This is a genomic window from Mucilaginibacter rigui (assembly GCF_014773275.1).
Lineage (GTDB): Bacteria > Bacteroidota > Bacteroidia > Sphingobacteriales > Sphingobacteriaceae > Mucilaginibacter > Mucilaginibacter rigui_A.
Window position 1 is genome coordinate 636927 of record NZ_JACWMW010000003.1, and the last position, 11256, is coordinate 648182.

The following is an 11256-nucleotide window of genomic DNA, read 5'->3' on the forward strand; positions in this document are numbered from 1 at the left end:
CAAAGTATTTGATTATAGCGGTGTATCACAATTAATAATTGTATTACTAAAAACACGACAATGAAAAGAATGACCAAACTAATAGCAGCAGCATTTACAGCAGCAGCTATATTTATCGGAACAAATGCAAATGCACAATCTACCCCAAAAAGCGCTTTACGCTTCGGTATAGGTCTTGAAGGTCTTGCACCAGTAGGCAACCTGCATGATGGCTCAAATATCGGTATCGGTGGTACAGCCCGTTTGCAATATGGTTTAGCCGACAACTTGGCTTTAACATTAACATCAGGTTACTATAACTTTTTTGGGAAAAAAATCCCGGGAACAGATGAAAATTATGATAATTTAGGTATCGTGCCTCTTAAAGCAGGTATCAAAGCGTTTGTATCTCAGAACATTTATTTAGGTGCAGAAGTTGGTGCCGGTTTTGAGACACGCAGCAATGGAAATACCAAGTTAATTGCATCACCAGGTATCGGTTGGGCTAACCAATCATGGGATATCGGTGCACGTTATGAAAACTTCTCTGGCCAAAGCAATAACTATGGTACAGTAGGTTTACGTATAGCTTACGGTTTCGGGTTGTAATTTTATAGCTGAAACACTTACTTAGAAAAAGCTCGTTATCCACAAGATGACGAGCTTTTTTCGTATAACGAATTAATTATTTAACTTTGACGAATATAAAATATCTAATAAATAATTATGAAAATTAAATTACCCATTATTTGTATCTTTATTTCGTCTGTATTAATATTCGATTCTTGTAAAAAGGATTATAAAGGTGAAGCAAAAGTTAATGTAAGTTCTACTTTATCATTAGAGCAAGAATCGCAAAAAACATTTTCCAAAATTTTATCTAAGGCAATTCAATCAAGTGAGCCTTTAAGGAAGTTTTTAAAAACTGAAAGTTTAAAACAATTTGACAATGATTATGACATCTTATATCAATTGGTAAGAAATGAAAAAGTTTCTGATAACAAGACTTTCCACGAGATAATGGCAAGTTATGCGAATTCAGAGAAACAACTGGATTCACTTGAAAGTAAATTACCCTTATTAACGATTTTCGTTCCAACTTTACCAAACTTTAATCCTCAACAGTGGAATATAACTAATGAAATACCTTTGGTAGCTAATTCTTTAGTCGGCGTTAATAATGTCGAATTATTTGATGGATCGGGTAAAGAAGAAGTTATTAAACCGGGAGAAATTCCTGGTTTTCCGGTAGTTGTAGTAAAGCAAAATGAACGGGTAGTACTTAATAAAGGCAATGATATTTCCAAAAGGAATACAACGAATTCTATTAAATCATCTTCAAACAATAATTTGGCATTTAGTTTTTCAGATGAAGCTTTTAACGGGCTTAAGAACGTCAATTCTAAAGATGGTGATATTAAAATGAATAGAATTGCTACCACCGGCGAAATTGATCCGGTAAATATAGCAGCGTACAATTCAGGTGATTCTTGGCAGCGCGACTATGTGTACTACGGATTAACGGCGACAAATACTAAAGGAGAATTTAAAAATAATTACAGCGAGTTCATAACATCTATGAAATTTTTAACTCCTGATGCGTTAGGTATGATTGCTGACCAAGATGGAGACCCTAAAGCTAATCAGAATTATGGGCATGGTGGCACAATAAATGGCCAACCAATACCTCCAACTATGTGGACGGAAGGGAATTTTGAATTTAGAATTACTGTTTTAATAAATTCAAAAAATGGATTAGGAAATGATATCACTAAAGTGTTAAGTGTAAAACCGACTGATTTATTCGATCTTCAATATGATAAGGTTGTGGATAATAAACCTTTCAATTTGCTTGTTTATCATCTAAAAACAATCACACCAAAAGAATACCATCCGAACGTAGAATTAGTGCCTTGGGACTTGCAAAATTATGGTACAGCCTGGAAGTTTATTGTTTATGAGTATGATAATTCTCAAGAGATTACCCAATCATATGAAAATACAACTACTTTTGCGGCAAATTTTGAAATAACAAATGCTGTTACTCAAAAAGTCGGTTTGAAATTTGGGTCGAGTGCAACGACAAGCGAAAAAAGAACTTTTAACGTAAAAACAACATTAACTTCGGATTTTTTGGGCGAGGCAACATTAAGTTTTGATCAACCAATTATTACTTCTGTCAGTGGTACAAATTACACCACAAGAGAGATAACAACAGGTAATGTTTTAAGCTTGGGTATTGAACCTAAGAAAGTTTTCTAAATTTTAGCGATATAAGCTATTTAATTAAAAAGTCCCTTGCCAGTTGACAAGGGATTTTTTGTATATCTGAATCAGAATCCGCAGAATTTTAGAATGAACAGAATTCTGAAAATTATTTAATCCTGTAAATTCTGATTCTAATAATTACACTAGTTTTGCCAGTGCTGCTTTTATCCTTTTTACAGCCTCTACCAATTTATCTTCGGCAGCGGCGTAGGAAATACGGATAGATTTTTTATCACCGAAAGAATCACCACCCACGGTAGCAACATGTGCTTCTTCCAGTAAATAAATACTTAGTTCATCAGCATCGTTAATGGTTTTACCATTATAGCTTTTGCCAAAAAATGAAGTAACGTTAGGGAAAAAGTAGAAAGCGCCATCAGGCAGGTTAACGGTAACACCCGGAATATCTTTTAACAGGCCGTAAACTAAATCGCGGCGTTTTTGGAACTGATCGCGCATTTGATGAACGGTCTCCAAGCCACCTGTATAGGCAGCAACACCTGCTTTTTGGGTGATAGAGCAGGTACCCGATGTGATCTGGCCCTGGATCTTATCGCAGGCAGCAGCAATTTCGCTGTTAGATGCGGTGTATCCAATCCTCCAGCCAGTCATAGCAAAGGCTTTAGACCATCCGTTAACAATCACCACGCGGTCTTTAATACTCTCAAATTGGGCTATAGATTCGTGCCCTCCAATAAAGTTTATATGTTCGTAGATCTCATCGCTTAGGATGTAGATATTTGGGTATTTTTCAAACACTTTAGCCAGGCTTGCAAGCTCTTCTTTACTGTAAACGCTGCCTGTAGGGTTACATGGCGAAGAGAACATGAACAATTTTGTTTTAGGTGTAATGGCGGCTTCCAGTTGCTCGGCGGTTATTTTAAAATTGCTTTCAACTGTTGTATCAATAAATACGCTAACACCTTCGGCAAGTTTTACTATTTCTGAATATGAAACCCAGTAAGGGGTAGGGATAATAACCTCTTCGCCGGGGTTAACCAAACATAATACCGTGTTGGCAAGGGCTTGTTTGGCACCGGTAGAAACTACAATTTGCGTATCAGTATAATCAAGGTTGTTTTCTGTCTTCAACTTACCAACCACGGCCTTACGCAGGTCTGGATATCCCGCAACGGGGGTATAATAGGTAAAGTTATTATCCATAGCTGTTTTTGCCGCTTCCTTAATGTGCTCAGGGGTATGAAAATCTGGCTCACCAAAGCTAAGGCTTATCACATCTACACCTTTAGCCGCCAACTCGCGACCCATTTTTGCCATTTTAATGGTTTGGGATTCCGACAGGTTGTTTATCCTGTTACTTAATGCGCTCATATTGTTGTTTTTGTTACTGCGGCAAATATAGAAAATTTGTTTACTGATGGTTATCAAAAGCAGCACAATTAGGAATGTGAATAGATATTTTTGAAACTATTTACTACCTGTAAGCATTTATATTGGCGGTTACCAATACATAAATGAATAACTACGTTAATTTTAAGGAAAAAGACATTACAGATGTAGGCGAAAAGGATAAAAAAATGAGCCGAGCCGATAAGATATTTATTGGTTGTGTGGCAGTTTTTATGCTGATCAATTATATTGTAACAGATATTTGTTTTGAAATGTTCACCCCCAATATTAGCCTGGCCGAATACATAGGTTGCGGGGTAGTGGCGTTTATAATACTCACCTATTATTGTGTAAAGTATATAGGCTTAAGGCGTGTTATAACCTATGTGAACATTATAATTGGCACCTTTTTCCTTTCGGTGTTGCTGGGCGTAAATTTGTATGGCACCAAGTTGCTTTATTACGCTGCAACAGGGAATACGATAACAACCCGGATGGATATTAATAACGTAAAGAAAATTATGTCAAAACGCTCATTTATCGGGAGCTATATTTTTGCTGAGTACGATCATAAAGAGCTTCGGTTCGAATCATCGCGCGTTAATTATTACGCTTTAAAAAACGAGCATAGCATGCTTGTCGATATAGGCAAAGCAGGTACAAACAATTACTATATTACCAGGGTACATTGGCAAATTAATCAAAAAGCCGATGCTCGTAAACAATATTGGGCTTACTGGTTCAATAAGGCACTGGTAGCGGTTGGTATAGTAGCAGGTATTATTGTTGTATTAGTGGCAGCAATTTTTTTAAAAGAGAAACTGGGAATAAAAAAGCCTAACTTTTTTACGCGGTTGTCGCCTTTGCAAACCATATTATTAGTGTTTGGTGCTATTGTTGTGTTTATGGTACTGGCTGTATTAATAGCATATAGTTATATGCTGATACGATACGGAAGAATAGGCCGGTATTGAAGCCTTGTTTTTTGATATTAACTTATCTGCAAGCCTAAATTTCCGTAAGTTTGGCCTCTCTAAAAAAGTTGGTTTTGAAGGAACAAAAAAGGATAATACTGATATCGCTTATTACCGGTGCTGTGCTCATGGTAATGAAATTTGGCGCTTATTTTCTTACAAACTCCAACTTTGTATTAACTGATGCTGCCGAAAGTATTGTGAACGTGGTGGCAAGTTCATTTGCTTTCTTTAGTATTTACCTGGCATCGCAGCCACGGGACGAGAACCACCCTTATGGCCATGGCAAGGTGGAGTATTTTTCGGTGTTTATAGAAGGTGCGCTGGTTGGTATTGCAGGGCTTATCATCATTATCAAATCTTCTTATAGTATTTTTTATCCCGAGGTTATTCATGACCTGTTACTGGGTGCTACCATAATAGGTGTTACCGGCGCTATAAACGGCGGCCTTGGGTATTACATGATACGTAAGGGGAAATCGCTGCCTTCTATCACCATAGAAGCCGACGGGCATCACCTGCTAACAGATGCTGTTACCAGCAGCGGCCTGGTTGCAGGCCTGTTGCTGATACATTTTACAAACATACTATGGCTGGATAGTGCGCTCTCTATACTTGTTGGCGCATATATTTTATATATGGGTTATAAGCTTATCCGCAGATCGGTAGCCGGGTTAATGGACGAGACCGATTTTATTATTGTAAGCGATGTAGTAAAGGTTTTAGGCGAACAGCGCCGCGAAGAGTGGATAGATATACATAACCTGCGCGCGCAAAAGTATGGTAATGAGCTACATATTGATTGCCACCTTACCCTGCCTAATTATTTCGACCTGAACAGGGTGCATGAGGAAGTTAAACTAGTAGAAAAACTGGTGAATAAGAACGCGGGTATCACAACAGAATTTTTTATCCATACAGACCCGTGCCTGCCTGATTGCTGCCACTATTGCAGCATGCCTAATTGCCCCATCAGGAGCGAAGCAAAAACGGAAGATATCCCCTGGACAATGGACAAGGTAATGCGTAACAAAAAACACTATGAGTAAAAAGTTTTTTAACGTACGGGTATACGGTTTACTTATTAATGATGATAACGAAGTGTTAATAAGTGATGAGCAGGAGCACGGTATCCGTTTTACGAAATTCCCCGGTGGTGGGTTAGAGTATGGCGAGGGGCTTATAGAAGGGCTTAAACGCGAATTTGTAGAGGAGTGTAATACCGAAGTAGAGGTAATCAGTCATTTCTATACCACCGATTTTTTTGTAAAATCTGCCTTTAACGATTCGCAGATCATCAGCGTTTACTACCTGGTTAAGGCTGTTTCTGATCTGCGTTTTGCTACCAAAACCATAGTGTTTGATTTTGATGGTGAAGGCGACATATTGCAAGCCTTTCGCTGGGTTAAGCTGAGCGAGCTAACAGTAGATGATTTTACTTTCCCAACGGACCAATACGTGACAGACCTATTAATTAAAACCATATGAATTTAGCTGAACGCGACCTGCAGGTTATATGGCACCCTTATACGCAAATGCAAACGGCGCAACCGCCAATACCTATTGTTAGGGGTGAAGGTACCTGTTTATATACCGAAGACGGTACAAAATACATTGATGCAATATCATCGTGGTGGGTAAACATTCACGGGCATTCGCACCCATATATCGCTAAAAAAATAGCCGAACAATTATTACAGTTAGAGCATGTCATCTTCGCGGGTTTTACGCACCATGGCGCTGTTGAACTGGCCGAGCGTTTATTGGCCATCCTGCCATCAAACCAGGCAAAGGCATTTTATTCGGATAATGGTTCAACCGCTATAGAGGTTGCCATAAAAATGTGCCTGCAGTACTGGCATAATAAAGGCCAGCAGCGTACAAAGATCATCGCCTTTAAAAACGCTTATCATGGCGATACATTCGGCGCTATGTCGGTTAGTGGCCGCAGTGCCTTTACCGCGGCTTTTGACAGCCTTCTTTTTGAGGTAGAGTTTATTGACCTACCCAATAATAGTAACATTGAGGCTCTCAAGTCTCAGATCTCACATCTCAAGTCTCAGATCTCATCCTTCATATTTGAACCATTAGTGCAGGGCTCTGCAGGGATGATCATGTATGAGGCTAAGTACCTCGACGAACTGATGGCACATTGCCGTAAGGAAGGTGTTCTAATGATTGATGATGAGGTGTTCACCGGTTTTGGCCGCACGGGCAAACCATTTGCCTGCAATCATCTACAAACACAGCCCGATATTATGTGCTTTTCAAAAGGTTTAACGGGCGGTACAATGGCGTTCGGTCTTACCACATGCACACAAGAGATCTATAACGCATTTTTATCTGATGATAAGATGAAGACCCTTTTTCATGGGCATTCTTATACAGCAAACCCGGTAGCTTGTGCAGCGGGCCTTGCCAGTCTCGATTTGTTCCTGGATGCATCAACACAGAAAAACATTGACCGTATTGCTGCAAGACACACAGTATTTGCTGATAAAATAAAAGGGCACAAGTCTTTAAAAACGACGCGCCAAACAGGCACTATCTTAGCGATGGAGTGGGAGACAGGGAATAATACCTCGTACTTTAGCGGCCTGCGCGATAAGCTTTACTATTACTTTCTAAACAAGGGTATTATACTACGGCCATTAGGTAACATTATTTACATTTTACCCCCATATTGCATAACTGATACCGAACTGGATTACATTTACACCACCGTTGAGCAAGCCCTTAACGAGATCTGAGAAATATGGAACTAAACACAATACTCCCTCAAATAATTGCCGATAACTATTTACACGCCCGCTGGTTAAATACGCTGTCGTTAATGGAAAACACCGGCGCACGCAAAATATCGGCAAGTGAAGACCCGGCAACGGTAACATACATCATATTAAAACATGCCGCCGAAGAACACCGCCATGCTTTTTACCTTAAAAAACAGATAGAAAAAACAGGCAAAGCGCTGCCTACCTACGCTGCGGAATACCTGATAGCACCTGCATTCAGCAAATACTATTTAAACCAGTTGGATATTGATGTTTGCCGCTACCTGAAAAAAGAATTGCATTTAACAGGCGCCGAACTGCGTTTTGCCGCTTACCTGCTGGTAACCTATGCTATTGAAGTACGTGCCGATGAACTGTACCCCATTTACCAGGATGCATTAGATGCGGTAGGTAGCAAGGTGAACGTAAAATCGATCATATTAGAAGAAGAAGGGCACCTGGAAGAGATGATAAACCAGCTGCAAAAATTCTCACCCGATTGGGAGAACCATGCACAAAAGGCCGTAGAATTTGAAAGTAGATTGTTTCACCAATGGGTAAACAGCTTATCTACAGAATTGAACTAAAAACAAAGCCCGGTAATTAAAAACTACCGGGCTTTCATGTTTTATAAAAAGATTTGTTTAGTTACCGCCGCCGCTCAAGGCTTTAAGGTCATCTAAGGTGATCTTTTCAAAATCAGACGGGATACCAAAGGTACCAGCAGGTGCTTTTGCTTCTGTTAAGCTTTTAACAGTAACCTCAGTAGATTGTCCTTCGCGGAAAGTGACAAACTGTACCGGGAAACCACCAATATTAGCATAATAGCTTTGAACTGCGGTTGATGGTGCAGAAACATCATTTGTAACCCATATGTCAAAGGTTTTGCCCGATTTAGAATCTTTAGCAACAACTTTTTTGCAGTTAAAACCTGATATAACTTTTGTTTCGGTGCCGGGTGTAAAAGTTAAAACCGGCATTTTTGACATTTCTTCTTCAACCTCGGCCGGAGAATAAACAGCTGCTTTTTTAATAGAAGCAACGGCTACATCAACCAAAACAGCCATATAGCTGTGTTTTGCATCGGTTAAAACCTTGATATTTGCCGGGCCGGCAGAGAAAGTTGCAGCAGCACTATCTGCCCTAAAATAGTTTTTAAGTTCAACTGTTTGGCCTTGCATATTGGTAGTAATAACCATAATGCCTTCTTTATAAACTTTTTGTGCGCTTGCGCTGATAGCTGTTGCGGTAAGAGCAAGGCCCAGTGCAGCAGTAAATAGTTTGTTCTTCATAGTTTTAATTTAATAGTACAATTTAGTGTGTAATTAACTCGTGTGCAAGTTTTTTTAAGTTATTTTTTAATTATTTGTACCAATTAGATGTGACAAGGAGCGATTTGTTACGCTTTAATACATAGTATTCCTGATGCATCTTTCTAAATATTGGTAATAAGCCGTTTATATATTTATCAGAGCTGCTTCCGTCAATAATAAGTGTTTTATTTATTAACACGCTGGTGTCAACAGGGAAATTATCGCTCAAATACAAATAATCTATCTTTAATTGCTGCGGGATAGACTGTATTTTACTTGCATCGTTTAAAAGCATCAGCTTTTTATTTTGAAAGGCCACTAAGTTGCCCTGTTTTAAAATATACGATGTTTTGATATTTGCATTCAAAGGGTACACCTTATAATTGCTAATGCGGTTGCTATCCAAACACGGCTGTACGGAGTATTGAAAATTCTTATCATTCTCTGGCAGATCACTTATCACAACTCCGCTGTTGCCATTTTTAAACACAATACCTGTATGTTTCCTGAGGCTTAAAAAAGTTACCGACCGGTTGTTATCAGCAATCAGTTTTTTAAAGCTGATACTTATGCTGAATGCCAGGGTACACCCAAGCGCCGCTGTGATAAGCCATTTGCTTTTATTGTATAAAAAGTAAAACGCCAGTATAATGATACCATACAGCAGCAGGAACTCCAGTTTACTGAGCCATATTTTGTTAATACTGGCGTAGGGCGAATGCTCTATAACGGCCAACGCTTTATTCATCAATAAAATTGAGTGTTCAAGCACATAGCCTAATGTTTTTGATACATAAGGTATTTGCGGCAGTACCAAAAGCAGCAGCCCGCTATACATAATAATGCTTACCGGGATGATGATAAGCAGGTTGCTCACCAAAAAGTAAACCGGGAACTGATGAAAGTAATACGCGCTGAGCGGAAAAGTAATAACCTGCGCAGCTATCGATACCGAACATGCCATCCACAACTTATCGGCTACGCTGTTCTTAAAACTAAACCATTTGTAAACCATTGGTTGGAAAACAACCAGGCCGCCTACTGCGAGGTAAGAGAGTTGGAAACCTACATCCATCAGCAAAAAAGGATTATACAGCAACAACGCGAATGCCGATGCAGCCAGCAGGTTTAAACTATTAATATACCTGTTATACGTTTTACCACTGATAACCAAACTGATCATCACCGCGGCCCTGCACACAGCAGGCGAAAACCCGGTGAGCAACGCGTAAACCCAAATCAGTGCGATGATGATTATGGCCTTTAACAGCTTACCATGTTTATAACCATTCATGAAACTCAGTGCCCAGCCCAGCAGCAAATAAATAATGGCCACATGCCCGCCCGAAACCGAGAGGATATGGATTGTGCCCGTTTTTGAATAAGCCTGCAAAACCTCGTTACTCATATCGGCTTTGTAGCCCAATATCAGGGTAGATGCAACTGCAATGGCGGTGGTATCCTGCATGTTTTGCTTTAGCTTATCAACCAGGTTTTGCCTTGTGCGCAGCGCGTATGCTATTACCAGGTTTGCTTGCCCGGCTGTAATGATTTTGTATTGACCAGGGTATAAAAAAGCCTGGTAATGCACATTCTTATTGGCCAGGTACTTTTTATAATTAAACTCGCCGGGGTTATATGGCGGGTCAACAGGCGCATATTTGGCAGGTATCAGCAATTCTTCACCGTAAAACATGTTTTTAGCCAGTTCATCTTTAATAGTTATCAGTAGGTTACCAGTGGTTTTAGTGGCCTGCCCATTGCTAATGCTTTGCCTTATATCTGCTGTAAAACGTACCAGGTCGTCTTTTATCTTTGGTTCGGATGTAATAATGGCAACAAGCTGCTGCGATGGGGATTTCGAAAAATGATCGAGGTTGTTCAGCTCATTATTGCGAACGGTGATGAATAATCCCAGTAGAAACACAATCGGGAAAATAAGCATGCCGCCAAGCCACCTTTTTTTGTAAACGTTAAGCGGCGTGTACCACAAGTTAAGGCCGGTAAATAAGAGGCTTAGTGCTACAAGCACAATTAAATTAAATGAGGTATTGATGCCCGGATAGAAAAATCCACAGCTTATGCCAGCTAAAAAGGGGAGTAGAAGTACAACAACAGGTATTTCACCTTTGTGCTTAGCTATCATAGTGTTTTATTCGCGGTGATAAGGCAACCGGGAATAAAATTAGAATATCTGCGGCTAATTACAACTGGTCGCGTACTTCCAGCAAGAATTTTTTCATGTTTTCCAGCGAATCTATTACGCGCTGCTGGTCGCGGGTATCGCCCATATTGTTTTTCAGGTGGTCTTTTGCACCTTGCAGCGTGTAGCCCTTATCGTTTATCAGGTGAAAAATTATCTTGAAATTTTCCAGGTCCTCGGGGGTAAAGTAGCGGTTGCCCTTTTTATTTTTTTTAGGCTGCAATACGCTAAATTCTTTCTCGTAAAAACGTAGCAACGACTGGTTAACACCAAACATGGCCGAAACCTCACCCATGGTGTAGTACATTTTGCTGATCTCGCGGTCTTTGTAAGGCATACGCAAATGTAAAGTTTTGATTTTAGATTTCGGAATTTCGATTTCGGATTTTATGGAG

The 11256-nt window shown here is 39.7% G+C and carries 11 protein-coding genes; 7 read left to right on the top strand and 4 right to left on the bottom strand.

What is annotated here, in order from left to right:
* Positions 1-69: 69 nt before the first annotated feature.
* Both IDJ75_RS16270 and IDJ75_RS16275 read left to right on the top strand, forming a co-directional pair.
* The gene (locus tag IDJ75_RS16270) at positions 70-588 is read left to right on the top strand and encodes a hypothetical protein (protein ID WP_191176671.1); all 519 of its coding nucleotides are present in this window, start codon (positions 70-72) and stop codon (positions 586-588) included.
* Positions 589-705: 117 nt separating this feature from the next.
* Positions 706-2241: a hypothetical protein gene (locus IDJ75_RS16275; protein ID WP_191176672.1), complete on the top strand. Its 1536-nt coding sequence runs from the start codon at positions 706-708 to the stop codon at positions 2239-2241.
* A 144-nt stretch (positions 2242-2385) separates the two neighbouring features.
* Here the strand turns inward: IDJ75_RS16275 and IDJ75_RS16280 are convergent, their stop codons facing one another.
* A complete protein-coding gene (locus IDJ75_RS16280; protein WP_191176673.1) occupies positions 2386-3579 on the bottom strand; it encodes a pyridoxal phosphate-dependent aminotransferase in 1194 nt (397 codons plus the stop codon).
* Between the two features lie 143 nt (positions 3580-3722).
* Between IDJ75_RS16280 and IDJ75_RS16285 the strand changes: the two genes are divergently transcribed.
* The 5 genes from IDJ75_RS16285 (at position 3723) to IDJ75_RS16305 (ending at position 7932) form a co-directional block, all read left to right on the top strand.
* Entirely contained in the window at positions 3723-4571 is an 849-nt protein-coding gene (locus IDJ75_RS16285) for a hypothetical protein (RefSeq protein ID WP_191176674.1), read from the top strand.
* A gap of 74 nt (positions 4572-4645) precedes the next feature.
* Entirely contained in the window at positions 4646-5620 is a 975-nt protein-coding gene (locus IDJ75_RS16290) for a cation diffusion facilitator family transporter (protein WP_191176675.1), read from the top strand.
* The gene (locus IDJ75_RS16295; RefSeq protein WP_191176676.1) at positions 5613-6059 is read left to right on the top strand and encodes an NUDIX domain-containing protein; all 447 of its coding nucleotides are present in this window, start codon (positions 5613-5615) and stop codon (positions 6057-6059) included. The genes IDJ75_RS16290 and IDJ75_RS16295 overlap by 8 nt, the downstream gene beginning before the upstream one ends.
* The gene (gene bioA / locus IDJ75_RS16300) at positions 6056-7321 is read left to right on the top strand and encodes an adenosylmethionine--8-amino-7-oxononanoate transaminase (protein ID WP_191176677.1); all 1266 of its coding nucleotides are present in this window, start codon (positions 6056-6058) and stop codon (positions 7319-7321) included. The genes IDJ75_RS16295 and bioA overlap by 4 nt, the downstream gene beginning before the upstream one ends.
* A 5-nt stretch (positions 7322-7326) precedes the next feature.
* Entirely contained in the window at positions 7327-7932 is a 606-nt protein-coding gene (locus IDJ75_RS16305) for a hypothetical protein (protein ID WP_191176678.1), read from the top strand.
* Between the two features lie 57 nt (positions 7933-7989).
* Here IDJ75_RS16305 and IDJ75_RS16310 read toward each other — a convergent pair whose 3' ends face one another.
* From IDJ75_RS16310 to IDJ75_RS16320, 3 genes are all read right to left on the bottom strand, one after another.
* Complete coding sequence (locus IDJ75_RS16310) at positions 7990-8637, bottom strand: DUF4412 domain-containing protein (protein ID WP_191176679.1); 648 nt, start codon at positions 8635-8637, stop codon at positions 7990-7992.
* 70 nt (positions 8638-8707) lie between these two features.
* Positions 8708-10804: a ComEC/Rec2 family competence protein gene (locus IDJ75_RS16315; RefSeq protein ID WP_191176680.1), complete on the bottom strand. Its 2097-nt coding sequence runs from the start codon at positions 10802-10804 to the stop codon at positions 8708-8710.
* A gap of 58 nt (positions 10805-10862) precedes the next feature.
* A complete protein-coding gene (locus IDJ75_RS16320) occupies positions 10863-11198 on the bottom strand; it encodes a MerR family transcriptional regulator (protein WP_191176681.1) in 336 nt (111 codons plus the stop codon).
* Between the last annotated feature and the right edge of the window lie 58 nt (positions 11199-11256).